Origin of the sequence: Pontibacillus chungwhensis BH030062 (genome assembly GCF_000770675.1) — a bacterium.
In the GTDB taxonomy this organism is placed as follows: Bacteria; Bacillota; Bacilli; order Bacillales; family BH030062; genus Pontibacillus; species Pontibacillus chungwhensis.
Window position 1 is genome coordinate 17,013 of sequence record NZ_AVBG01000005.1, and the last position, 23,959, is coordinate 40,971.

24 protein-coding genes and 1 tRNA gene are annotated in these 23,959 nt (G+C 42.2%); 17 read left to right on the plus strand and 8 right to left on the minus strand.

Annotation, left to right across the window (positions count from 1 at the left end):
* Positions 1 to 21: 21 nt before the first annotated feature.
* The 5 genes from whiA to N780_RS08185 all read left to right on the plus strand — a co-directional run bounded on the left by whiA (position 22) and on the right by N780_RS08185 (position 4,314).
* Positions 22 to 966: a DNA-binding protein WhiA gene (gene whiA / locus N780_RS08160; RefSeq protein ID WP_036782276.1), complete on the plus strand. Its 945-nt coding sequence runs from the start codon at positions 22 to 24 to the stop codon at positions 964 to 966.
* 153 nt (positions 967 to 1,119) lie between these two features.
* Complete coding sequence (locus tag N780_RS08165; RefSeq protein ID WP_036782278.1) at positions 1,120 to 1,374, plus strand: HPr family phosphocarrier protein; 255 nt, start codon at positions 1,120 to 1,122, stop codon at positions 1,372 to 1,374.
* A 242-nt stretch (positions 1,375 to 1,616) separates the two neighbouring features.
* Positions 1,617 to 2,570, plus strand: a complete 954-nt coding sequence (locus N780_RS08170) for an ABC transporter ATP-binding protein (protein WP_036782280.1) — start codon at positions 1,617 to 1,619, stop codon at positions 2,568 to 2,570.
* On the plus strand, positions 2,567 to 3,343 hold the full coding sequence (locus N780_RS08175) for an ABC transporter permease (protein ID WP_036782282.1): 777 nt from the start codon (positions 2,567 to 2,569) through the stop codon (positions 3,341 to 3,343). The genes N780_RS08170 and N780_RS08175 overlap by 4 nt, the downstream gene beginning before the upstream one ends.
* Before the next feature lie 584 nt (positions 3,344 to 3,927).
* Positions 3,928 to 4,314, plus strand: a complete 387-nt coding sequence (locus N780_RS08185; protein WP_036782286.1) for a UPF0715 family protein — start codon at positions 3,928 to 3,930, stop codon at positions 4,312 to 4,314.
* Between the two features lie 44 nt (positions 4,315 to 4,358).
* Here N780_RS08185 and clpP read toward each other — a convergent pair whose 3' ends face one another.
* Both clpP and N780_RS08195 read right to left on the minus strand, forming a co-directional pair.
* Positions 4,359 to 4,946: an ATP-dependent Clp endopeptidase proteolytic subunit ClpP gene (gene clpP / locus N780_RS08190; protein WP_036782288.1), complete on the minus strand. Its 588-nt coding sequence runs from the start codon at positions 4,944 to 4,946 to the stop codon at positions 4,359 to 4,361.
* 214 nt (positions 4,947 to 5,160) lie between these two features.
* The gene (locus N780_RS08195) at positions 5,161 to 5,571 is read right to left on the minus strand and encodes a hypothetical protein (RefSeq protein ID WP_156969111.1); all 411 of its coding nucleotides are present in this window, start codon (positions 5,569 to 5,571) and stop codon (positions 5,161 to 5,163) included.
* Positions 5,572 to 5,690: 119 nt separating this feature from the next.
* Here N780_RS08195 and N780_RS08200 point away from each other — a divergent pair.
* From N780_RS08200 to eno, 10 genes are all read left to right on the plus strand, one after another.
* Positions 5,691 to 5,766, plus strand: a tRNA-Arg gene (locus N780_RS08200).
* Between the two features lie 641 nt (positions 5,767 to 6,407).
* The gene (locus N780_RS19755; RefSeq protein WP_156969112.1) at positions 6,408 to 6,554 is read left to right on the plus strand and encodes a hypothetical protein; all 147 of its coding nucleotides are present in this window, start codon (positions 6,408 to 6,410) and stop codon (positions 6,552 to 6,554) included.
* A gap of 154 nt (positions 6,555 to 6,708) precedes the next feature.
* A complete protein-coding gene (rpoN, locus tag N780_RS08210) occupies positions 6,709 to 7,983 on the plus strand; it encodes an RNA polymerase factor sigma-54 (protein WP_036782294.1) in 1,275 nt (424 codons plus the stop codon).
* Positions 7,984 to 7,989: 6 nt separating this feature from the next.
* Complete coding sequence (locus N780_RS08215) at positions 7,990 to 8,238, plus strand: glutaredoxin family protein (protein WP_036782297.1); 249 nt, start codon at positions 7,990 to 7,992, stop codon at positions 8,236 to 8,238.
* 149 nt (positions 8,239 to 8,387) lie between these two features.
* Complete coding sequence (locus N780_RS08220; protein ID WP_036782299.1) at positions 8,388 to 9,416, plus strand: sugar-binding transcriptional regulator; 1,029 nt, start codon at positions 8,388 to 8,390, stop codon at positions 9,414 to 9,416.
* 41 nt (positions 9,417 to 9,457) lie between these two features.
* Positions 9,458 to 10,465, plus strand: a complete 1,008-nt coding sequence (gap, locus tag N780_RS08225) for a type I glyceraldehyde-3-phosphate dehydrogenase (protein WP_036782300.1) — start codon at positions 9,458 to 9,460, stop codon at positions 10,463 to 10,465.
* 280 nt (positions 10,466 to 10,745) lie between these two features.
* A complete protein-coding gene (locus N780_RS08230; protein ID WP_036782782.1) occupies positions 10,746 to 11,930 on the plus strand; it encodes a phosphoglycerate kinase in 1,185 nt (394 codons plus the stop codon).
* 16 nt (positions 11,931 to 11,946) lie between these two features.
* Positions 11,947 to 12,708, plus strand: a complete 762-nt coding sequence (gene tpiA / locus N780_RS08235; protein WP_036782302.1) for a triose-phosphate isomerase — start codon at positions 11,947 to 11,949, stop codon at positions 12,706 to 12,708.
* Positions 12,701 to 14,248, plus strand: coding sequence for a 2,3-bisphosphoglycerate-independent phosphoglycerate mutase (gene gpmI / locus N780_RS08240; protein ID WP_036782304.1), 1,548 nt, complete (start codon positions 12,701 to 12,703; stop codon positions 14,246 to 14,248). Before tpiA ends, gpmI begins: the two co-directional genes overlap by 8 nt.
* A 17-nt stretch (positions 14,249 to 14,265) precedes the next feature.
* The gene (gene eno / locus N780_RS08245) at positions 14,266 to 15,552 is read left to right on the plus strand and encodes a phosphopyruvate hydratase (RefSeq protein ID WP_036782306.1); all 1,287 of its coding nucleotides are present in this window, start codon (positions 14,266 to 14,268) and stop codon (positions 15,550 to 15,552) included.
* Positions 15,553 to 15,804: 252 nt separating this feature from the next.
* Here eno and N780_RS08250 read toward each other — a convergent pair whose 3' ends face one another.
* The 3 genes from N780_RS08250 to N780_RS08260 all read right to left on the minus strand — a co-directional run bounded on the left by N780_RS08250 (position 15,805) and on the right by N780_RS08260 (position 18,835).
* Positions 15,805 to 16,926: an NADH-dependent flavin oxidoreductase gene (locus tag N780_RS08250; protein ID WP_036782307.1), complete on the minus strand. Its 1,122-nt coding sequence runs from the start codon at positions 16,924 to 16,926 to the stop codon at positions 15,805 to 15,807.
* A 130-nt stretch (positions 16,927 to 17,056) separates the two neighbouring features.
* On the minus strand, positions 17,057 to 18,067 hold the full coding sequence (locus tag N780_RS08255) for an oxidoreductase (protein ID WP_036782308.1): 1,011 nt from the start codon (positions 18,065 to 18,067) through the stop codon (positions 17,057 to 17,059).
* 111 nt (positions 18,068 to 18,178) lie between these two features.
* Positions 18,179 to 18,835, minus strand: a complete 657-nt coding sequence (locus N780_RS08260) for a CPBP family intramembrane glutamic endopeptidase (protein WP_036782309.1) — start codon at positions 18,833 to 18,835, stop codon at positions 18,179 to 18,181.
* A 125-nt stretch (positions 18,836 to 18,960) separates the two neighbouring features.
* Here N780_RS08260 and N780_RS08265 point away from each other — a divergent pair, with 125 nt between their 5' ends.
* Entirely contained in the window at positions 18,961 to 19,695 is a 735-nt protein-coding gene (locus N780_RS08265) for an alpha/beta hydrolase (RefSeq protein WP_036782311.1), read from the plus strand.
* A gap of 66 nt (positions 19,696 to 19,761) precedes the next feature.
* On the opposite strand, the gene N780_RS08270 is transcribed toward N780_RS08265, so the two are convergent.
* The 3 genes from N780_RS08270 to N780_RS08285 all read right to left on the minus strand — a co-directional run bounded on the left by N780_RS08270 (position 19,762) and on the right by N780_RS08285 (position 22,301).
* Positions 19,762 to 20,199 carry a hypothetical protein gene (locus tag N780_RS08270; RefSeq protein ID WP_036782313.1) on the minus strand — a complete coding sequence of 146 codons (438 nt, stop codon included), beginning with the start codon at positions 20,197 to 20,199 and terminating at the stop codon, positions 19,762 to 19,764.
* A gap of 640 nt (positions 20,200 to 20,839) precedes the next feature.
* Complete coding sequence (locus tag N780_RS08280; RefSeq protein ID WP_036782317.1) at positions 20,840 to 21,733, minus strand: 3-hydroxyacyl-CoA dehydrogenase; 894 nt, start codon at positions 21,731 to 21,733, stop codon at positions 20,840 to 20,842.
* 196 nt (positions 21,734 to 21,929) lie between these two features.
* Positions 21,930 to 22,301 carry a thiol-disulfide oxidoreductase DCC family protein gene (locus N780_RS08285; protein WP_036782319.1) on the minus strand — a complete coding sequence of 124 codons (372 nt, stop codon included), beginning with the start codon at positions 22,299 to 22,301 and terminating at the stop codon, positions 21,930 to 21,932.
* A gap of 193 nt (positions 22,302 to 22,494) precedes the next feature.
* On the opposite strand from N780_RS08285, the gene treP reads away from it, so the two are divergent.
* A complete protein-coding gene (gene treP, locus N780_RS08290) occupies positions 22,495 to 23,898 on the plus strand; it encodes a PTS system trehalose-specific EIIBC component (RefSeq protein WP_036782321.1) in 1,404 nt (467 codons plus the stop codon).
* Positions 23,899 to 23,959: the final 61 nt, after the last annotated feature.

Here is a 23,959-nt window from a genome sequence, read left to right on the forward strand (position 1 = left end):
GGTGAAGAGGAGGTGAGAGGGTTGTCATTTGCTTCTGAAACCAAAAAAGAATTGACCGGCATCGAAGTGGAACCGTGCTGCATGGAAGCAGAATTAGCGGCGTTAATCCGTATGAATGGCTCCATCTCGTTTTCCAATCGGAACTACATTCTAGATGTTCAAACGGAAAATGCAGCAATTGCCCGTCGAATTTATACGTTAGTCAAAAACCTATACCAACTACCAGTAGAGCTATTGGTTCGTAAGAAAATGCGTTTAAAGAAAAACAACGTTTATATTGTTCGGATGAAAGAAAAGGTTCGTGATTTATTGCAGGATTTAGAGATTCTAGAAGAGCCTTTCACTCTAATTCGAACGATATCAAAGAAGTATCAGCAAAAATCATGCTGTATGCGTGCTTATTTACGAGGAGCCTTCTTAGCAGGTGGGTCTGTAAATAATCCAGAAACGTCTTCTTATCACATGGAGATCTTTACCTTCTATGAAGATCACAACGAATCCCTGTGTGAACTTATGAATCAGTTTGACCTTCATGCCAGAGCAATTGAGAGAAGAAAAGGGTATATCTGCTATTTGAAAGAAGCCGAGAAGATTACAGAATTCCTCAATATCATTGGAGGTCACCAGGCCTTATTGAAATTTGAAGATGTCCGCATTATGCGTGATATGCGAAACTCCGTAAATCGACTCGTCAACTGTGAAACGGCTAATCTGAATAAAACAATTGGAGCTGCCTTCCGCCAGGTTGAGAATATTAAACTTATTCAAAATACAGTTGGATTGGAAGCACTGCCAGATAAATTACAAGAACTAGCCGTACTTCGTGTGCAGCATCAGGATGTTACTCTGAAAGAACTTGGGGAGCTTATGTCGCCTACTATTAGTAAGTCTGGTGTAAACCATCGCCTGCGTAAAATAGACGAATTTGCTGATAAGCTTCGCAAGGGGGAACTTGCGGTTAAATAATAGATATCCATTCCTTTTTTATGATGTTCATGATATAATAATCTTAAAATTTCGACGCTTCTTATCGGAAGCGTTTTTTTTACAATTTTGTGATAGCGCTTTCGAAATTATGGTAATACAATTTAAATAGATAACACAGAGAGGGGAATGGGATTGATCGAGCGGTCTGTAACAGTAGAATTAAGTACCGGATTACAAGCAAGACCAGCTGCCTTGTTCGTTCAGGAAGCCAATCGTTTTTCGTCCGATATCTTTTTAGAGAAAGAAGGGAAACGGGTGAATGCTAAGAGCATCATGGGACTGATGAGTGTGGCCGTTGGACCAGGAGAAACGATTACACTTCAGGCAGAAGGAACAGATCAAGACAGCGCTATTGATAAGCTAGTTGAGTTTGTGACTAGCCAGTAGTGGATACTTATTTTTTGTCTTAATTGTGAAGAAATGAACAACAAAGCTCGAGAATCGATATGGAATCGATTCTCGAGTTTTTTATGTGGTGATGGTATGCAGGGTCATGCTTATATCGACGAAGTTTGGAACATGATGATAAGTTCCGACTTGAGGCTGAGGCAAATATCTTCTCAGGTAGGAGGAAGGAAATGGATGTTATTTGTATAATAAGTTGTAGATAAGGGAAAAGGGAGGATTATATGGAAACGATTATTGAAGTAGATGGCATTCGAAAAGGGTATAAAAAACGAAAATCTAAAGAAGAATTTATAGCTGTGGATGGTATTTCATTCTCAGTCCGTAAAGGGGAGATTGTAGGTCTACTAGGACCTAACGGAGCAGGTAAAACGACCACGATAAAAAGTATTTGCGGACTACTCGTGCCTGATCAAGGTTCGATTAAAATAAACGGTTATGACAGTGTAAAAGAACGGAACAAGGCTTTACGTCATATTAGTGCGGTGTTAGAAGGAAACCGAAATGTATATTGGCGTTTGTCTGTAGAAGAGAATCTTGAGTATTTTTCAGGTAATCGTGGAATGAGGAAGAAAGAGTCGAAAGAGCGAATTGACCAACTCCTAGAGCTTTTTCGCTTAGAAGACAAACGCAAAGAGATTGTGAATAACCTCTCACGTGGTATGCAGCAAAAGTTGGCGATAGCTGTTGCCTTAATGGCAAATACAGACGTGATTTTACTTGATGAGCCAACTCTTGGCTTAGATGTAGAAACGAGTTACGAAGTTCGTTCCTTGTTAAAGCATATTGCAGAGCGCGAAGGAAAAACAATTATCATTAGTACTCATGATATGGCCGTGGTGCAAGACCTTTGTAAACGAACGGTCATTATAAATAGTGGAAAGGTTATTGCCGATGAAAATGTTCAGCATCTCTTAAAACTTTTTGAAACAAGTGCCTATGAAATTCAATTAAAAGAAACGCTCACCGAAGAACAACTCACCAAACTCCAACATCAGTTCCCGATTTATAACCTCCATGACCTCACCTTAGAAGTTAGTCTAGAACATGAAGAAGCGATCTATCAAATTATGAATATACTTAGTCTTAATCAAACGGGTATTGAAACAATTAATCGAACCCAAGTGAATTTTGAGCAAGTATTTAGAAGACTTGTAAAAGAGGAGGCTGTATCATGAGTGCCTTCCTGCAAGTTTTACGAGTGAATACAAAGAAAGAATTTATAGAAATGAAGCGTTACTTACCCAATACATTAAGCTTATTAGCCACATTCTATATTATTTTTCTGGCCCTATTCTTTGGGATTCAGGTAGTGGGTGATCCTGCTGAAGCTTCTTCAAACACCCAATACATTATCGTTAACTATGTATTTTGGTACTTTGCGATGATGACGCTTCAATCTACTGGTGGAGCCATTACGATGGAAGCAATGCGAGGAACGTTGGAACAGTTGTATATGTCACCCGTTTCAGCATGGCGCATTCTTTTAGCTCGTGTGTTTGGAATGGTAGCCATTCATCTAAGCATTATGGTTGTACTCATCTTTGCTTCAATGGTAACGACAGGAGAATGGTTGCATTTAAATATAGGAGCGATCATACCCATTCTCTTACTCACCATTATTAGTATGATTGGCGTTAGCTTTATTATTGCTGGAATATCCGTCATCTTTAAACAAGTCGATGCGTTCTTGCAAATCTTGCAATTTATTCTAATGGCATTTGCATTTGTCCCACTGTCCGTCGCCCCTTACCTTGTTTTTGCTCCTTTTGTAAAGGGAGTGGATATGATGCGTCACGTTATGATTCATGGTTATACCCTTGGAGACTTTACGTGGGTCGATTACTCTTGGTTAGTTGGGAATGGGATATTTTACGCCATTATTGGCGTCATCGTTTATCGAAGTTGTGAACGCTTGGCGATGAATAAAGGATTGTTGGGTCATTATTAATGAGGAGAAGGCTAGCTATGATGCTAGCCTTCTTTTTATTTGGTTATCTTTCATAATAGGTTTGTTCAAAAGTCGAAGTTGAGAGGATGTTTCCGTTAACGTTAGTGTTGAGTAAGGTGGGCCGGGAAACTACTCGCTTTCCGCGGGCGAGCTGTCGAGCCTCCTCCCTCACTGCGTTCAGTGCGGGGTCTCGTCGACCTCTTTCTCCCGCAGGAGTCTCGCAGTTTCCCGGCCCACCTTTGCCGAATTGGGAGGAGACGGAAGCGTGCCATTATGCATGCAAGGGGGATCGCTTACAGCACTATAGCAGTCCGTTTCACCATTTAATATCAGGGTAGGCTTGGGGACTGCGAGACTCCCGCGGGATAAGGAGCCTAGGGGAGACCCCGGAAAGCGCGTAGCGATTGAGGAGGCTTCCCAGCTCCCCGCAGGAAAGCGAGTAGTCCCCAAGCCTGCCCTAACCTCCATATGGTAACGGACACCTCCTGATCTAAATGTCTCTTGCTTAAACTAGGAAAGAAAAGGAGAGTTTTTATCTAAGGTTGAGAGGGAAATTGAGTGAGTGAAGTTAAAGAGGTGATTGAATGAATAAGCGGAACCTGGTTATTATTACGCTTGCGGCCGTGTCGATAACATTTTTTTATATGATCGTAGAGCTCAGTTTTAAGGCTGATGTTTCAAAAGGGCTGATCTTTGCTATATTCCTAGTCTTTGCCGTGTTTTTTGCCCTCTATTTTATATTTGCACTTCCTATTCTTATTTATTTGCAGAGGAAGATCGGCAATCGGGATTATAGCTTGAAATACTTTGTTGCTTTTTTGGGAGGCTCATTCCTTATCCATCTCATGGTGAACCCAGTATTGAATGAGTATCAAGCTCCATTTGTTACTCCTCTGTGGTACGTTTATGTCGTAAGTACAGCGCTATTTATTTGGCTGTGGGATTCTGCGAAAGTTAAAGTTTTTGCATAAAAAACCGCTCTGATTGTAATCAGAGCGGTTTTCAAATAGTTGAATTAACCTTGGCTACGTTCGAAAACGTTGTCGATCAGGCCGTATTCTTTTGCTTCTTGAGCTGTCATGAAGTTGTCACGGTCCGTGTCGCGTTCAATTACAGATAGGTCTTGACCTGTGCGCTCAGAAAGAATTTGGTTTAGTTTCTCACGCATTTTGATAATGCGTTTTGCGTGGATTTCAATGTCAGATGCTTGACCTTGAGTTCCGCCAAGTGGTTGGTGAATCATAACTTCACTGTTTGGAAGAGCAGAACGTTTGCCTGGCTCACCAGCAGCTAGAAGGAAAGCACCCATAGATGCTGCCATACCTGTACAGATTGTTGCTACATTTGGCTTAATGAACTGCATCGTGTCATAAATCGCCATACCAGCTGTAATGGAACCACCTGGAGAGTTGATGTATAGAGAGATATCCTTCTCTGGATCTTCTGCTTGAAGGAATAGCATTTGTGCTACGATTGAGTTTGCTACGTTGTCATCAATAGCGCTTCCAAGCATAATAATGCGGTCTTTCAGAAGGCGTGAATAGATATCATACGCACGTTCACCGCGGTTCGTTTGTTCAATAACTGTAGGGATTAAATTCATGAAATTCTCCTCCTTTAAATCGTGTTCTAACACTAAGTAAGTACCGAATTAATTTTATCATACACGCAAGGTCAAAAAAGGTCAAACGAAAGGATTGATGTTTTCTTACTAACTATGTAAAAGACCTTTCTTACCTTATATATATATATGATGATCCGGTTGCACATACAATCAATTTTTCCCCATTTCAAGAAAGCTAAACGTTTTGAAATTGTTATTTTCTAAGTGCTCTAATTTGCCAGATCGCCTGATGAATATTCTTCGACAAATCCTTCTCCCTTACCTCCCACACGTTCCACCCATTTCGAATTAAAAATTTAGACCTTTTCTTTAAGCGTCGCTTCTTTACAGGGTGTAGGAGATCTTCAGGTTTGTAAAAAAGAATAGCTACTTTTACATCTAACAAAGCGAGGTCAATTTTCACCCTTCCGACTTTTACATGTGTATACGGAAGAAAGCCATAACACCTAAGAGAATAATAGGTCTTACGAAGCCCGGGTGAGTGAGAAGGAGGTTCATAGGAATCTTGTTGTAAGCTTGGGATTGGATAACGAAACAACCCAAGTCCACCTATTATAATAAACGAAAAAATTAAGCATACCCAAACGCCAATAGCTACAGACACAGAGCATCACCTCGAAGCTAGCATTTCCAAAAGCACGAGTGCTCATACTCAGTGAAATGGGTCTTGAATTTTAATAATTTGAACCGTATAATGGAAGTTGTCCTTATTATAACTAGCATGCGCTCGTAGCTCAGCAGGATAGAGCGGTAGGTTCCGGTCCTACGTCTGTCGGGGGTTCGAATCCTCTCGAGCGCGCTCGTATAAAACGCCTTACCCTTACTGGGTAAGGCGTTTTTACTTAACTTTCGAATGCGCCCTTCTTATGTGGGGTTGAAGCTGAGATGAAATTGGGATGGTCCGTTATGACAAAAAGTGCTTGGGCTTGCTGGGGAACAACTCGCTTTCCTGCGGGGAGCTGGGAAGCCTCCTCGTTCGCTATCGCTCTCTGTGGGGTCTCCCCTAGGCTCCTTTTCCCGCGGGAGTCTCGCAGTTCCCCAGCAAGCCCTGACATTAAGTGGAGGAACGGACCACATAAAAATGCGCGCAAGCTTGATCTTCTTCCAAATATGGCAGGTTTCCGTTCCTTCGTATTTGGTAAAGGGGGCCGGGAAACTGCGAGACTCCTGCGGGAGAAAGAGGTCGACGAGACCCCGCAGGGTGGTTTCCCCGAGGAGGCTCGACAGCTCGCCCGCGGAAAGCGAGTAGTTTCCCGGCCCACCTTACGCTAATCTAAAGCTAACGGAAACCTTCTCTCGCACTAGATTATTCAAGGGTAATGTCTGATTCTTGCTCGTCTTGCCACAGAGCCTATGCTCACTGCGAGGTTTAGTTTATTCCTTTTAAAGGAAATAGACTACTGTAAACTAATCTAGCAACACAGGAAGGTGGAAAAGATTATGTTCAATCGATTTGATCAAGGACGTCACTTAACACCTGAGCAGAAGGAAGATATGTTAGATCGTAAACGTAAGAAGATGATCGCTGAAGATGAAGCGAAACATAATTTAGAAGAAGATCCAGATGAAAAGGAAGAAGATAAGTAGTTTTTACTATGAAGAGTCTTAAGGTTGGTGAGCCATTTTAAGGCTCTTTTTTTATGTGCTGTCATTTCTTATGTTGGATACTTTTCGTGACTTCCTTCTATTATAAAAAGTTTGGTATAATTGTTTGTAAACGTTTTCTGGGGAGAGGGTCTGTTTGAAGCATCAATTAAGTCAGGAGCAGCGGTTAACGTGGAGGATGACGCAAAGGTTAAGCCAAGCGATTGAGATGTTGGCCTATAATGGACAAGATTTGATTCGTTTTCTTCAAGATCAAGCAGAAGTAAATCCTCTTATAGAGCTTAGTGTATCTTCGGCTCTTCCAAAGGGAGGGCAAGCTGGGGCGAGTCAAACCGTTCAATCATCTAAAGAGAAGTCCTTCCGTGACCATTTACAAGAGCAGCTAATAGAAAGTAGGGTCCCTTCATCCCTCCGCCATGTCGTTCAGTATGGAGTAGATTCATTAAATGATCATGGTTATTTGGAGACAACGATTGAGGAATGGAGTGAAGTGTGCGCCGCATCGCTAGCGGAAACGGAAGAGGCGTTATCGATTATTCAATCCTTACATCCTGCTGGTGTTGGAGCAAGAACGTTACAAGAGTGTATAGCGATTCAGTTAAAACGAGAAGAACATCCCATGTATATGACCCAGCTTGTTTATGACCATATTAACTGGGTTGCTGAACAAGATATTGAGTCCATTCAAGATGAGTACAACATCACAGCCGAAGAGGCACAGCGTGCCATTGAAACAATCCAAACGTGTCACCCCAGGCCAGGTATTCAGTATTCGTCTGTACAAGAGGATTATATTGTTCCGGATGCGGAGGTGTTTAAGAAGAATGGAGAGTGGGTTGTGAAGCTCTCGCCATGGAATGCGCCAAAGATTGTCGTAGATGAGGACATGTATGCCTTATCTCATCACCATCAAGAAGCATCAGCGTATTTGGAGGAGAAATACCAACATGCAAAATGGCTTCAAATGGCAATCGAACAACGGAAACAAAATATGAAAGCCATAATGGAGGAGATTGTTAAAAGGCAAGTTCCTTTTTTTGAAGGAGGCGCTCACCAGAAGCAGTCCCTCAGAATGAGAGAGGTTGCTGAAGCAATTGGAGTTCACGTATCAACCATAAGCCGTGCGGTACGTCATAAGTATGTACAGTCACCTAAAGGAATTATTCCTTTGAAGGATTTCTTTCAACAAGGGCTGAAGACGAGGAATGGTCAAGAAACCTCCACTGAAGCGATTAAACACTTGTTAAAGGAAACCATACATACTGAAAATAAGGACAAACCTTACTCGGATCAAAAGTTAAGCCAATTATTTTATGATCAATTTGGTATTTACATTTCCAGAAGAACCGTGGCAAAATACCGGGAAGCACTTTACATACCATCATCTACGAAACGAAGGAAGAGGGGGTAGCCACATATGGCAACAGAAATTATTCTGTACACGAAGAAGGAATGTCCTTTATGTGATGAGGCTAAAGAATTAATTGAAACACTCTATCATGATTACGATATTGTAATCCGGGAAAAGGATATATATGAAGAAGATGAGTTAATTGAACGATATGGTCTCATGATCCCAGTAGTGGAAATAGACGGTGAAGAGGTCGATTATGGGAAAATCGATCTTTTTTCTTTAAGTAACCGTTTACAAAAGAAAAAGGGCTAGTAAGTCTGTTGCAAGGGGTTATGGGGACTGATACAATATAAATGTAAGCTAGCCGTTGAGGTATTTTTTTGGCCCAAGCGGGACAGAATACGTCAAGGCGGGACGAAAAAGCTCCCGCTGCAGCTTACATACAGCAAAGGAGCTTTTCCATGAGGGCACTAATTGACTTACAGAGTAAACTATTCCCCGATTTGCTATCAATTATGCAACGAAGGTATGAAACCCTGACATTGATTCAGCTAATGGAACCGATTGGACGAAGAAGTCTTGCTGATCATTTAAACATTGCAGAACGTACCGTTAGAACAGAAATTGATCTTTTACATGAACAAGGATTAATTGAAGTGACGACTAAAGGGATGCATGTGACGAATACTGGCAAGAATGTAATCGTTCAGCTAGAGGCCTTCATGAATGAATTAAGGGGCTTTAAAGATTTGGAGCAACAAGTGAAGCAACGTTTACAACTCGATCACGTAGTCATCGTACCTGGGGATAGCGATGAACTCTCATGGGTGAAACAAGAAATGGGTAAGGCCTGTGTCCGTTATATGAAGGGAATCCTTCGTAGTGATGACACAGTGGCTGTAACCGGTGGAGGAACCATTGCAGCTGTGGCTGAGATGATGACTCCGCTTGAACAAGCAGGGAACTGCTTATTTGTCCCGGCCCGCGGTGGGCTTGGTGAACAGATGGAGAATCAGGCGAACACCATTTGTGCTGAAATGGCGAAGAAAGCAAATGGAACGTATCGACTTCTCTATGTACCAGATCCGCTTAGCGAAGAATCCTATCAGACCATTATTGAAGAACCTTCTATTAAAGAGGTGCTAACCATTATTCGTGGAGCTGGTGTTGTTGTCCATGGTATTGGTGATGCCACTACAATGGCAGAACGACGAAAAACTCCACAAGAAGTTATAGACACCATTCAAGAGGGTAAGGCTGTAGGGGAGGCTTTTGGTTATTATTTTAATGAAGAAGGTAGTATTGTTCACAAAGTGCGAACAGTAGGAATTCAATTAGAAGATTTACAACATACTAATTGTGTTATTGCTGTCGCAGGTGGCAAATCGAAAGCAAAAGCGATTTCTTCCTATTTTAACCTGGGGCAATCCAATGTACTCATTACCGATGAGAGTGCAGCGAAAGAGCTAATAAAGGGATCTTCCCTTTAGATAGAATATAAACACCTATATACCTTAAGGAGGAATTTTTCATGGCAATCAGAATTGGTATTAACGGTTTCGGACGTATCGGACGTAATGTATTCCGCGCGTCTCTTAAAAACGACGAGGTAGAAGTAGTAGCGATTAACGACTTAACGGACGCTAACATGCTAGCTCACCTTCTTCAGTATGACTCTGTACACGGTCAGCTTGATGAAAAAGTAACAGTTAACGGATCTAACCTTGTAATCGGTGGTAAAGAGATCACAGTTCTTTCTGAACGTGACCCTGCTAACCTTGGTTGGGGAGATCTTGGTGTAGATATCGTAATCGAATCTACTGGTCGCTTCACTCAGCGTGACGATGCTAAAAAACACATCGATGCTGGCGCGAAAAAAGTTATCATCTCTGCACCTGCTAAAGGCGAAGACCTTACAGTAGTTATGGGTGTTAACGAAGATTCTTACGACCCAGCTAGCCACCACGTAATCTCTAACGCATCTTGTACTACAAACTGCTTAGCACCATACGCTAAAGTTCTTAACGACAAATTCGGTCTTAAGCGCGGTATGATGACTACAATTCACTCTTACACGAACGACCAACAAATCCTTGACCTTCCACACAAGGACTACCGTCGTGCGCGTGCTGCTGGTGAGAACATCATCCCAACAACTACAGGTGCTGCACAAGCAGTAGCGAAAGTAATGCCTGAAATGGAAGGTAAACTAACTGGTATGGCTATGCGTGTTCCTACACCTAACGTATCTCTAGTTGACCTTGTTGCTGAGCTAGACACAGACGCTACAGCAGAAGAAGTAAACCAAGCGCTTAAAGAAGCAGCTGAAGGTGAGCTTAAAGGTATTCTTGGTTACAGCGAAGAAGAGCTAGTTTCTAGCGACTACAATGGTAACCCAGCTTCTTCTACAATTGATGCTGCTTCAACTCTAAGCATCGAGAAGAACATGGTTAAAGTTGTTTCTTGGTACGATAACGAGAGCGGCTACTCTCACCGTTGTGTAGACTTAGCTGTATACCTTGCTAAAAAAGGTCTTTAAGATTTCGTAAATAAGCAGGAAAACAACTCCTGTTAACCGTATAAATTATGAGTGTCCATCGCAAAGAGCAGGAGGAGAGCAACCTCCTCCTTTGCGATGTTTGTTTGATAGAACCATGAAAAGAATGGAAGCCCACCACATTTTTACCATTTGACTCTTTTTATGATCTTAAATCAAACCCTTGTAACACGTTTGTCTTCTTGAAAATAAGGAAACGTACATACAGGGGAGCTAGACACATTCCAAGGAAAATTTTAAAGGAGGTCCTCATCCCGTGAACGTGAATGAGAAAAAAACCATCCAAGATGTAGAAGTAAAAGGCCAGAAAGTATTCTGCCGCGTTGATTTCAACGTACCTATGCAAGATGGTGAAGTAACTGACGACACGCGCATCCGTGCAGCGTTACCAACAATCCAGCATTTAACTGAACAAGGTGCAAAAGTAATCTTAGCAAGCCACCTTGGTCGTCCAAAAGGGGAAGCCGTTGATGAACTTCGCCTTGATCCAGTAGCGAAACGTCTAAGTGACTTACTTGGTCAAACCGTTACGAAAACGGATGAAGCTTACGGAAGTGAAGTGGACAAAGCCATTTCTGAAATGGAAAACAGCGATGTACTTCTTCTTGAAAATGTTCGTTTCTATCCGGGTGAGGAAAAGAACGACGCAGAACTTGCGAAGGAATTCGCTAATTTAGCAGACCTTTATGTGAATGATGCATTCGGTGCAGCTCACCGTGCGCACGCTTCAACAGAAGGAATTGCTCAACACCTTCCAGCAGTAGCTGGCTTCTTAATGGAAAAAGAATTACGTGTCCTTGGTAATGCGTTAAAAGACCCTGAGCGTCCTTTCACTGCTATTATCGGTGGTGCAAAAGTTAAGGACAAAATCGGCGTGATCGATCATCTACTTGACAAAGTTGATAATTTAATTATCGGCGGTGGTCTTGCTTACACATTCGTGAAAGCACAAGGCTACGAAATTGGTCAATCTCTTCTTGAAGAAGATAAGATCGATCTTGCGAAGCAATATATGGAGAAAGCTAAAGAAAAAGGCGTTAATTTCTATATGCCACAAGATGTAATCGTTGGCGATGACTTCTCTAATGATGCAAACACACAAGTGGTTAATATCGATAGCATCCCAGCTGATTGGGAAGCAATGGACATCGGTCCAAAAACGATTGAATTATACGCTGATATCGTGAAGAACTCTAAGCTAGTGATCTGGAACGGCCCAATGGGTGTGTTCGAGCTTGAAACATTCGCTAAAGGTACAAAAGGCGTTGCAGAAGCTCTTGGACAAACAGAAGGTTATTCTGTAATCGGTGGCGGTGACTCTGCTGCTGCTGTTGAGAAGTTCGGTTATGCAGATCAAATGGACCACATCTCTACAGGTGGCGGTGCATCATTAGAGTTTATGGAAGGTAAAGAACTTCCAGGCGTAGTCGCATTAAACGATAAATAATAGGTGAGGTGACAGTATGCGTAAACAAGTCATTGCAGGTAACTGGAAAATGAACAAGCTAATGGGCGAGGCTACACAGTTCGTTGACGATGTAAAAGGTCAAGTCCCTTCTTACGATCAAGTTGAATCTGTTGTTGTAGCACCTTTCCCTTATCTTCCAACGCTTGTTCAACAAGCAGAAGGCACAGATCTTAAGATTGGTGCGCAGAACATGCACTTTGAAGAGAGTGGAGCATTCACAGGCGAAGTTAGTCCTGAAATGCTTAAAGACCTTGGCGTAACGTACGTTGTTCTTGGTCACTCTGAGCGTCGTGAAATGTTTGCTGAAACAGACGAAACAGTAAACAAAAAGACACACGCTGCATTCAAACACAACCTAGTACCAATTGTTTGTGTAGGTGAAACAGATGAGCAACGTGAAAACGGCGAAGCTGAATCTGTAGTAGAGACACAAGTAAAAGCTGCTCTTAAAGACCTTACAAATGAACAAGTTAAAGATGTCATCATTGCTTATGAGCCTATTTGGGCGATCGGCACTGGTAAAACAGCTACAGCTGAAGATGCAAACGCAATGTGTGCTTCTATCCGTAAAGTCGTTAACGAATTCGCGGGCAGTGAGCCAGCAGAAGCGATTCGTATCCAATACGGCGGTAGCGTAAAACCAGCTAACGTTGACGAGCTTATGTCTCAGTCTGATATTGATGGTGCACTAGTAGGTGGCGCAAGCTTACAACCTGATTCTTTCTTATCTCTAGTGGAGGCAGGTAAACATGAGTAATCAAAACCTAGCAGCTCTAATCATCTTAGATGGTTACGGCATGCGTGACGAGGAATACGGTAATGCTGTAAAACAAGCGAACACACCAAACTTTGATCGTCTTTGGGAACAGTACCCACATACAACGCTTACAGCTAAAGGTGAAGCGGTTGGCCTTCCTGAAGGTCAAATGGGGAACTCTGAAGTAGGTCACTTAAATATTGGTGCAGGTCGTGTTGTTTACCAAAGCCTAACTCGTGTAAATATGTCCATTCGTGAAGGCGACTTCTTCGAGAACGAGCGCTTCATCGAGGCAATGGAACATGCGAAAAAGAATGATAAAGCTCTACACCTATTCGGACTTCTATCCGATGGTGGTATTCACAGCCATATTGAGCATTTATATGCGCTACTTGAAATGGCGAAGAATCGCGGTGTAGAGAAAGTCTATGTTCACGGTTTCCTTGACGGTCGTGACGTAGGTCAGAAATCTGCAAAACAATATATTGAAGCCCTGCAGAACAAAATGGATGAACTAGGTGTCGGTGAGATCGCGACTCTATCCGGCCGCTACTATTCCATGGACCGCGACAAACGCTGGGATCGCGTGGAGAAAGCCTACCGCGCAATGGTTTACGGTGAAGGTCCAACGTACCAGGATCCAATTGAGTTAGTAGATGATTCTTACGCGAATGATATCTATGACGAATTCGTTCTTCCATCTGTTATGACAGACGATGCGGGTAACCCTCGTGCAACTGTTGAAGATGAAGACGCGATTATTTTCTATAACTTCCGTCCAGACCGCGCAATCCAAATTTCACGTACCTTCGCAAACGAAGACTTCCGTGAATTTGAACGTGGTGACAAAGCACCGCAGAACACTCATTTTGTTATGCTTACGAAGTTCAGCGAAACAGTCGACGGTTTCGTTGCATACAACCCTGTTAACCTGGATAACACAGTAGGGGAAGTATTAGCACAGAACAATATGAAGCAGCTTCGCATTGCAGAGACGGAGAAATATCCACACGTTACGTTCTTCATGAGCGGTGGACGTGAGGAAGAATTCGACGGGGAAGAGCGAATCCTTATCGATTCTCCTAAAGTTGCAACGTATGATGAACAACCTGAAATGAGTGCTTATGAAGTAACAGATGCTCTTCTGCAAGAGCTTGATGCAGATAAGCACAATGCAATTATCTTAAACTTCGCAAACCCTGACATGGTCGGTCACAGTGGTATGCTAGAGCCTACTATTAAAGCGATCGAAACAGTGGACGAATGTTTAGGTAAGATCATTGATAAGATCACTGAAAAAGGTGGACATGCGATCATTACAGCTGACCACGGTAACGCTGACGAAGTTACGAATTCTGAAGGTAAAGCGATGACAGCTCACACAACAAATGATGTACCTGTAATCGTAACTAAAGATGGCCTTGAGCTTCGTGAAGGCGGAATCTTAGGTGACTTATCCCCGACATTATTAGACTTATTACAAGTCGATCAGCCTAAAGAAATGACAGGCGAAACGTTAATTAAAAAATCTGATCAATAAAAAGGAGAGAAATAACCATGCCATATATTACGGACGTATACGCACGCGAAGTCTTAGACTCCCGTGGTAACCCAACAATTGAAGTAGAAGTATATACGGAATCTGGTGCTTTCGGTACTGCACTTGTTCCAAGTGGTGCATCTACTGGTGAATACGAAGCAGTAGAACTACGTGACGGTGACAAAGAGCGCTACCTTGGTAAAGGTGTATCTCAAGCTGTTCAAAACGTTAACGAAAAAATCGCTCCAGAACTTCTTGGTTTCGATGCAACTCGCCAAGTAATCATTGATGAACTAATGATCGAACTTGACGGTACTGAAAACAAAGGTAACCTTGGTGCGAACGCTATTCTTGGTGTATCAATGGCAGTAGCTCGCGCTGCAGCTGACTACCTTGGTATTCCTTTATACCAATACCTTGGTGGATTCAACGCGAAGAAACTTCCAACACCAATGATGAACATCCTTAACGGTGGTGAGCACGCAGATAACAACGTGGACATTCAAGAGTTCATGGTTATGCCTGTTGGCGCTCCAACATTCAAAGAAGCTCTACGCATGGGCGCTGAAATCTTCCACTCTCTTAAGAAAGTTCTTAAGAACAAAGGTTACAACACTGGTGTAGGTGATGAAGGTGGATTTGCTCCTGACTTAGGTTCTAACGAAGAAGCACTATCTACAATCATCGAAGCAATCGAAGAAGCTGGTTACAAGCCAGGCGAAGAAGTTCAACTTGCAATGGACGTTGCATCTTCTGAAATTTATGAAGATGGCAAGTACAACCTTAAAGGTGAAGGCGTAACTCGTACGTCTAAGGAAATGGTTGACTGGTACGAAGAGCTTGTTAACAAGTACCCAATCATCTCAATTGAAGACGGCCTAGACGAAAACGACTGGGAAGGTACGAAACTTCTTACAGAGCGTATCGGCGACCGTGTTCAACTTGTTGGTGACGACCTATTCGTTACAAACACAAACAAACTAAGCCGCGGAATCTCTGAAGGCATTGCAAACTCAATCCTAATCAAAGTGAACCAAATCGGTACACTTACAGAGACATTCCAAGCAATCGAAATGGCGAAAGAAGCTGGTTACACAGCAGTTATCTCTCACCGTTCTGGTGAAACAGAAGACTCTACAATCGCTGACATCGCTGTTGCGACAAACGCTGGTCAAATCAAGACAGGTGCTCCGTCTCGTACAGACCGCGTAGCGAAGTACAACCAACTTCTTCGCATCGAAGACGTACTAGCTGGTACAGCAGTATACGCTGGTAAAAACGCATTCTACAACCTAAACAAATAATAGGTTCTAAACAAACCCCCTTCATTCGGCCGAATGAAGGGGGTTTTTCTGCTTTATACGATAGAGTGATAAAAGACTAAAGGGTGTCAGACACACAGTAACACTGTAAAGGAATAGAGCGTGCCAGACACCCTTCAGTGCTGTAGAGAGGGGAAGGGTGTCTGGCACGCTTTATGACGATATAGTATTAAAGTGAATATCATTTGAAAAGAGCTGTCTCCTGAGTGGGGACAGCTCTTTGTATTTTATAAGTTATTCTTCTTCTTTAGGGAACCAGTTTGGTACGTTTAAGATTTTAGTCCACATTGGCTCTGGTATGGCTAGTTCTTCTTGTTGATTCAATTTCATCGCTGTACGAATTTGGTCTTCTTCACCTTTAGCAACCTTTTCAACCCAATCTGGTTCCATGAGCATTTCGCGGCCTAGCGAAATCATTGGAACTTTTGCAAGGGCTCCTTCTACATCGTCTGCTGTATGGAGGCTACCGACACCCATTACAGGAACAATGCTGCCAACTCGTTCTTGGATTAAGTCGATACGAGGACGTGTATCGTTCTCATCGCGCATAGAACCTTGGTTAAAGCTAGATAGAGAAATATGAAGGTAATCCAGGTTTTGTTTAGCCAAGACATCTACAAGTTGTAGCGTGTCGTCCATCGTAATTCCAGGTTCTTCACGCTCTTCTGGAGAAAGACGATAGCCAACTACGAACTGATCTTTAGCATGTTCAGTGACGGCTGATTTTACAGATTCAACTACTGCAAGAGGGAAGTTCATGCGATCTTCTACTGAACCGCCCCACTGATCGTCACGTCGGTTAGAGTGAGGAGAGAAGAATTGTTGTAAGAGATACGTATTCGCTCCATGAATTTCTACGCCGTCAAAGCCAGCTTCAATCGCGCGACGTGTCGCTGCGCCGAAGTCAGCAATGGTTTGTTGAATTTCTTCTTCTGTCATTTCTCTTGGTGTCGGAGAATTTGGACGAAGAGCAGCTACCGCACTTGCACTGACCACATCTTCATTTGGAATAAGGTGTGGAGGGCACATACGGCCTCCATGAAAAATTTGTAGGATCGCTTTAGAGCCTTTTGCGTGAATAGCATCGGCTAATTTGTGAAGGCTTGGAATTAAATCGTCACGGTGTGCACCAATCTCACCATCAAATCCCTTGCCATATTCGTTCACGTTTGCACACGCGGTAATGACTGCGCCAACGCCTCCAGAACGACGTTTATAATATTCAAGTTCTTTATCAGATACACTTCCATCATCATTTGATAAAAAGTTGGTCATCGGTGCTAATAGTACTCGATTTTTTAAGGTTACGCCTGAAGGTAACTGGTAGGAATCAAATATATATTTACGATCACTCATGATTTTGCCTCCTTGATGTGTTCCTATTTATTTGAGAATTTCAATTTAAGAACATGATTAGTTTATCACGGAGTAAAAAGCATTGTCTTTCAAAGTGCATCAGCCAATCGGTTATGAAACAACACTAGAATTAGGAAGAATGCAAGATATTCTCGATGACCTGGATAACGTTAAGCCCCTCTTGTCCACTTACCGGTACCTGATTTCCGCTCCTGATCGCTGCAGCTAACTGCTCATAGTAGGATTCATAGCTTCCTTTTTCTGTTGGGACACGGATTCCATCTGGGTGTTCGTCATTTGTTAATATACCGTAATTCTCTTCAGAATCAACACCCCATCCGAACTGATTCGGTAACATGCCCTCTTTAAGCTGATTTTCTTGAGGATCTGTCCCATATTTAATAAAGCTTCCTTTTGTACCATGCACTTGAAATTTGGGTCCTGTTGCTCTTACCAGAGAACTAGAGTGGAGAATAACTTGTAATGGATTATAGTCTAATAACACGTGAAAGTAATCATCCACCTGTGCACCTTCACGTTGAGCTCTAGCCATTCCTTGGACTTGTTTTGGTGAACCAAATAGATGAAGAGCTTGATCAATTAGGTGAGCGCCTAAGTCATACAAAATACCGGCACCAGGTACATCTTTCTCTCTCCATCTGTCGCGTACATGTGGACGATAGCGGTCAAAGTGAGCTTCGTAGCTCGTAACGTCTCCGAGAGCATTGCCTTCAATCAATTTCTTCACAGTGAGGAAATCATTATCCCATCGTCTATTATGGAAAGGGCTAAGCACTCGATTATTTGCCTCAGCAATCTGTAGTAATTCCTTGCCTTCCTCGCTATGAACGACGAAAGGTTTCTCTATAACCACATGTTTTCCCGCTTCAAGCGCTGCCTTTGCAAGAGGGAAGTGATACTCATTTGGAGCCGTAATGATAATAAGCTCAATATCGTTATTTTGTATTAGAGCATCAGGCGTAGGTGTAATGTGGGCATGCCCAAGGTCTTGTTCTGCTTTTTCCTGTTTAGAGGTAGACACGGTTGTAAGTTCAAATTCCGGCATAGATTGAAGGAAAGGGGCGTGAAAAACTTGCCCTGATAAACCATATCCAATTAATCCGGCTTTTATAGGTTTCATAGTAATCGACTCCAATTTATTTAGATTTCCTATACACTCTAGCACATAAAAGTGACAATGTGGAAAGGCATTCATAAGGTTTTGGTATATGGTGTTTATCGTTTACGTGTACTAATACCAACCAAAGGCATGTAAAGCGACCATAATAATAGCTATATCAGCAATTATATGGACTAGCCATGAACCTTTGTACGTGCCCGTTCGCTCTGTTAAGAAGCAGAAGACCAGACCGATAGTGAGTAACCCAAACAAGATGAGGATCGTTAGAGGAATCGAGAACCATCCTTGGATACTAGCAAGATGGTACAAAGCAAAAAGACTAGAAGAATACATATAACCAAGGCGTTTCTTTCCGCGAGATAAAAGGTTTTGAAAGATAAATCCTCTGAAGAACCATTCTTCTACCCAAGAATTTCCGACTATAATGTAAACTCCCACAGCATAAAAGGTGACAGGTGTTATACCAAGATCCATTTCGATATAAGATCTAATTTCAGTGAAGTTAATCCTATCATTTGTAAGCCAGTAAGCAATAAGGATTGCGAAAAAAGATACAGTTGCACATACTAATGGATATTTCCAAGGTTCTTTTCTTCCTGTTAGATGAGGAGGAGAGGAATACCGATAAAAGAGTAAAGGAAGTCCGATAAATAAAACGAGCTTACATGCTGTTTTAACAATGTAAGGAACACCTATCCCTTGTTCTACCCCATATAGAAATAGGGAGACAAGGAACGTGGATCCCACAATAATCTTAGCTTGATTCATTACATCACCCCTCAAAGTAACATTTTACACTTTTAATGTTATTTTAATCTATAATGTCTCGATTAACAACGGTTAGTAAGTGGTGTGATAAGCTAGATATAAAACATCACAGAGTAGGTGAAGGGATGAGAAAGTGGAAATGGTGGCAAAAGGTTCTTCTGGTTGTCGGGGTGTTATTGGTGGCAATTGGAATAACAGGCTACGTTTACTTACAACCGTATGAACCGAGCGAGAGGGCTCTTCAAGCACTGACTACAGATGAAGGAATTGAGATGAAGGATAAAAGTGAATGGATATCTTTTATACCAGCACAAACAAAAGACACAACCATCCTCTTCTATCCAGGAGGTTTAGTCGAGCCAAAGAGCTATGCACCTCTTGCTCATCAACTAGCCGAAGAGGGGTATCCAACCTATATTCTTAAAATGCCCCTGAACCTGGCCGTACTGGCACAAGATAAGGCGAATGGAGTGATTCAACAAGATGCTAATCGCTCCTATGTTATTGGAGGACATTCGCTAGGCGGTGCTATGGCAGCTAGATATGCTGCCAAGAATGGAGAGGTTTTAGATGGCGTTTTCTTATTAGCTGCTTACCCAGATGAAGTGGGGGACCTTAGTGAAATGAGTTTGTCATTCTTATCCATAACAGGTGGGAAAGACGGAGTAATTAACCGTAAGAAGTATGAAGAGGGGAAAGCTTATGCTCCCGAAGATCAACAATATATAGAGCTAGATGGAGCGAACCACGGACAGTTTGGAAGCTATGGATTTCAAGAAGGGGATCGGAAGGCAACAATTACAGAGGAACAACAACTTGATAAAACAACTGAACTTATTACTGAATGGATTTCTAAATAAAAAACGGTGCGTGCTTCTCTTTTCTAGATAAAGAGAAGCACGCACCGTTTGTTTTTGGTAAAGGTTCTATTGACGCTTAAAGCCTTCTTGTTCAAGGTAGTCTGTTGCTGCTGCATAGGTTGGGAACGTACCGTCGAGCATATCGCCAGCATAGATATTCCATAGGTCAAAATCGAAGACAAGCGCTAATGTATGGCCTTCTTCGTTTACCCACGTTTCTTGATCAGGCTGGGATAGAGAGTCAATAGCATCGCGAACAATTGCCTTGATGTCTTCTCTCGAGAAGTCACGAATGTTCACCATTCCGCGGTCATCTGTCTCGACACCATCAATATAATAACCGAATACAAAGCCATTTCCATTAGGATGCAGGTGATAGACAACGTTTTTCTTGTCCATTACGCTTTCTTCATAGTGGAAATTCACGCGTCCAAGGGATACGTCGTTTCGCGTTAATTCGGGAAAAGATTCTATAATCTCTAGTTTTTCTTCAAATGTAAGCATAAAGCCTCCAGGTATTCTTTTATTGTTATACGTGTCATTATAACATTCTATAAAAGTATTGTGCCACCGGGGGTTGTCGTCATTCATCCTTTATTCTTCTCTCTTTTTCTTATGCCTAGGCTTTTATAAAGGTTGATGTTGTCAATAATTCAAGAATAGGTCAGGATTACGGAAACTCCAAGTTGAGAGAATGTTTCCGTTTGCTTAAATTGAGTGTAAGGAGGGCCTGGAAACAACTCGCTTTCCTGTGGGGAGCTGGTGAGCCTCCTCAGACGGCAAGCCGTCCTCCGGGGTCTCACCTAGGCTCTTCTGCCCACGGGAGTCTCGCAGTTTCCAGGCCCTCCTTTTCCATATAGGTAGAACGAAAACATACCACCTAGGAAGAAAAGAGTTCTCAAGATACCATCTTCGTGACCGTTCAGCTCCTTTATGCAAGGGATTGCTCGGGGACTGCGAGACTCCCGCGGGGTAAGGAGCCTAGGGAAGACCCCACAGAGAGCGTAGCGATCGAGGAGGCTTCCCAGCTCCCCGCAGGAAAGCGAGTTGTCCCCGAGCAATCCCAAGCACTCATCAAAGGTAACGGTCTCTTCCTGCTAAAGTAATCTTCGCTTGATTTCTCACTTCTCTCTTGTTTTTCCTCTTACTTTAAGAAATCTTTCTCTAGATAACGAGGGTTGGGATATTCATAAAACCCTTTTCCTGCAAGCTTACCCGTGTGCCCTTTATCAATGAACTCTGTCTTTAAATACTCTGCAATTTTAGCTGCTTCTTCATCCCCAGCATCACCTTTTGCTTTCTGAAGATTATACGGTGTATGAAGTCCGATGATGTCTAAGAAAGCAAATGGGCCTACTGGGGCTCCTGTTGAAATGACCCATGTTTTATCAATGGTTTCAGGGTCTGATACTCCTTTGATGAGTAAGCTCTGTGCGGCAGATAGTAAAGGGACTAATAGGGAATTCAGGATGTATCCTGGTTGTTCTTTATAGATCGGAATGGGTACCATACCGATTGCGCCAGCGAACTCTAGTAGATCGTTGAAATGCTTTTCTTCTGTGCCTTCATGCTTCATTACTTCTCCGATGTTATTTTTCCAAATTTCATTAGCAAAGTGAAGCGCTAAGAATTTCTCAGGACGACCTGTAAATTGCGCGAATTGACTAGGTAAAAAAGTTGAAGAATTCGATGCGAATACCGTTTTCTCAGGTGCTACCTGACCCAACTTGGTGTAAAATTCTTCTTTAATCGAGACTACTTCAGGGATCGCCTCCACAACTAAATCAGCATTCTTCACTGCTTCAGCAAGGTCTGTTGACATGCTTATTCGTTTATATGTATTGTCTACTTGTTCATTAGTAGCTTTCATATCCTTTTGATAAATTCCTTTGTACGTTTTAAACCGCTTATCTGCTTCCTCTAATGCTTCTTCAGTAATATCGTATACCGTAACCTCAAACCCGAAAAAAGCGGACTGAAAAGCAATTTGGCTTCCTAACACGCCACCGCCCGCTATCGTAATATGTTTATAATCCATCTTTTTATTCCTCCTTATTCATCAAGTCATGTGAACCATTTTTATGGATTCTTTTTACATATTCGATAAAAAACGGGGCGATCCTCTGTTTGCATAGAAAAAATTGGTATAAAAAGTACTGAAAATGTTGGAGGGAGAGGACCATTTTGATCTTCCTCGCCCTCCATTCTACTAAGTTACATAAAAGCAAACCAATTTAAGCATAACGGGGTTCGTCATATTGACCGAACCACTGGTAGCGGTGGCGTGAAAACCATTTATAGAGTGGAGAGCCGAGACGGTCTGCGAATGGAATATAAAGAAGCAGGCTAATTGGAACAGTTAAGGGTAGAGCAGCAAGTAAACGGCGAATGGCGTAATAGCCTTCTTTTAAACTACCTGAAGAGGTCAGCATATGGATTTCATCATAAATATCCCGATATTGTAAGTACGGATACTGATCTGGGTTTTGGTCAACCTCCTGAACCGATATCCAATCCACTTTTTTGAACCAGTCTAATTTTCTTAGCACAAGCTTCACATGATAACAAAATGGACATTGCGCATCGTAAAACACTAAATGTTTCATGCAATCATCTCCTTTTTAATACTTTACACCCGTTCTCTTAAACGTAAACTTACGTATTTGTTTCTAAAATAAAAAAATTCTGAAAATAAGCAGATGTATATACAAATCTGCTTGGATGCGCTATCATGTATATACAAGTTATTAAGAAAGCGTTTTTATAGATGAACAAATTATAGTGGGAGAGGGGATCACTATGAACTTAAAAAAGCAAGCTCAACAGATTATCGAGCACGTAGGTGGCCAAGAGAATATACAAGCAGCTACACACTGTGTGACTCGTTTACGTTTGTCTTTGTATGACGAAAGCAAAGTCAATCAAGAAGAATTAGAAAAATTGGAAGCGGTTAAGGGTTCGTTCTCAACGAATGGACAGTTCCAAGTTGTCATTGGACAAGGGACTGTGGATAAGGTTTATAAAGAAATGGTTGGATTAGGCGTAGGCGAATCCAGTAAAGATGATGTAAAACAAGCTTCTTCTGAAAAAATGAATCCGCTTCAAAAAGCGATTAAAACGCTAGCAGATATCTTCATTCCAATCTTGCCAGCGATTGTAACAGCTGGTCTTCTGATGGGTATTCACAACATTCTTGCACAATCGGGAATTTTCTATGATGATCAGTCTCTTATTGAAGTTCACACACAGTGGGCGGACCTTGCGAGTATCATTAACTTAATTGCAAATACCGCCTTTGTCTTCTTGCCAGGTTTGATTGGTTGGTCAGCAGTTAAGAAATTTGGCGGGAATCCGCTACTTGGTATCGTACTTGGTTTAATGCTTGTTCACCCAGAGCTTTTAAATGCTTGGGACTACGGAAATGCTGTTAAAGAAGGAAGAGTTCCAACTTGGAACCTGTTAGGTCTGGAAGTTGAGAAGATCGGTTATCAAGGTCAGGTCCTTCCGGTACTATTAGCTTCTTATGTATTAGCAAAAATCGATGTATTCTTACGTAACCGTATTCCAGATTCTATTCAGTTGCTTATTGTTGGCCCGGTTGCCCTACTTGTAACAGGGTTCCTAACATTTATCGCAATTGGACCGCTGATGTTTGCACTAGGTAACACGATTACAGACGGATTAGTTTGGACGTTTGATCAGTTTGCGGCTGTTGGTGGACTTCTTTACGGTGCGCTTTACCCATTACTCGTTGTAACTGGAATGCACCACACGTTCCTTGCTGTAGACGTTCAATTAATTGGTAGCACAGGGTCTACGTTCTTATGGCCAATTCTTGCATTATCTAACATTTCACAAGGTTCCGCGGCATTTGGTGTATGGTTAGCTTCGAAGAATGAGAACTTAAAAGGACTATCCGTATCATCAGGTGTATCAGCTTGGTTAGGAATCACTGAGCCTGCCTTGTTTGGGGTTAACCTTCGTTACAAATTCCCGTTTATTGCAGCACTTGTATCCTCTGCAATTGCAGGTATGTATATTACCATCCAAAGTGTACGAGCGAACTCAATCGGAGTTGGTGGCGTTCCAGGGATTGTATCGATCCAAAACCAGGACTGGATTTCATTCATTATTGGAATGGCGATTGTCATCGTCGTACCATTTGTAGTAACGTATTTACTGGCAAAACGAAAAAAAATATAACACTAACCAGTTAGCAGCCGACCACACCCGGTTGCTATTGGTCTTTCTAGTGATATCACAT

Bases quoted from the DNA above. Each gene is read 5' to 3' on its own strand.
- N780_RS08170 (WP_036782280.1), top strand. From the start codon at position 1,617: ATGGAAACGATTATTGAAGTAGATGGCATTCGAAAAGGGTATAAAAAA.
- N780_RS08175 (WP_036782282.1), top strand. From the start codon at position 2,567: ATGAGTGCCTTCCTGCAAGTTTTACGAGTGAATACAAAGAAAGAATTT.
- N780_RS08185 (WP_036782286.1), top strand. From the start codon at position 3,928: ATGAATAAGCGGAACCTGGTTATTATTACGCTTGCGGCCGTGTCGATA.
- clpP (WP_036782288.1), bottom strand. From the start codon at position 4,946: ATGAATTTAATCCCTACAGTTATTGAACAAACGAACCGCGGTGAACGT.
- N780_RS19755 (WP_156969112.1), top strand. From the start codon at position 6,408: ATGTTCAATCGATTTGATCAAGGACGTCACTTAACACCTGAGCAGAAG.
- N780_RS08215 (WP_036782297.1), top strand. From the start codon at position 7,990: ATGGCAACAGAAATTATTCTGTACACGAAGAAGGAATGTCCTTTATGT.
- N780_RS08220 (WP_036782299.1), top strand. From the start codon at position 8,388: ATGAGGGCACTAATTGACTTACAGAGTAAACTATTCCCCGATTTGCTA.
- gap (WP_036782300.1), top strand. From the start codon at position 9,458: ATGGCAATCAGAATTGGTATTAACGGTTTCGGACGTATCGGACGTAAT.
- tpiA (WP_036782302.1), top strand. From the start codon at position 11,947: ATGCGTAAACAAGTCATTGCAGGTAACTGGAAAATGAACAAGCTAATG.
- gpmI (WP_036782304.1), top strand. From the start codon at position 12,701: ATGAGTAATCAAAACCTAGCAGCTCTAATCATCTTAGATGGTTACGGC.
- eno (WP_036782306.1), top strand. From the start codon at position 14,266: ATGCCATATATTACGGACGTATACGCACGCGAAGTCTTAGACTCCCGT.
- N780_RS08250 (WP_036782307.1), bottom strand. From the start codon at position 16,926: ATGAGTGATCGTAAATATATATTTGATTCCTACCAGTTACCTTCAGGC.
- N780_RS08255 (WP_036782308.1), bottom strand. From the start codon at position 18,067: ATGAAACCTATAAAAGCCGGATTAATTGGATATGGTTTATCAGGGCAA.
- N780_RS08260 (WP_036782309.1), bottom strand. From the start codon at position 18,835: ATGAATCAAGCTAAGATTATTGTGGGATCCACGTTCCTTGTCTCCCTA.
- N780_RS08265 (WP_036782311.1), top strand. From the start codon at position 18,961: ATGAGAAAGTGGAAATGGTGGCAAAAGGTTCTTCTGGTTGTCGGGGTG.
- N780_RS08270 (WP_036782313.1), bottom strand. From the start codon at position 20,199: ATGCTTACATTTGAAGAAAAACTAGAGATTATAGAATCTTTTCCCGAA.
- N780_RS08280 (WP_036782317.1), bottom strand. From the start codon at position 21,733: ATGGATTATAAACATATTACGATAGCGGGCGGTGGCGTGTTAGGAAGC.
- N780_RS08285 (WP_036782319.1), bottom strand. From the start codon at position 22,301: ATGAAACATTTAGTGTTTTACGATGCGCAATGTCCATTTTGTTATCAT.
- treP (WP_036782321.1), top strand. From the start codon at position 22,495: ATGAACTTAAAAAAGCAAGCTCAACAGATTATCGAGCACGTAGGTGGC.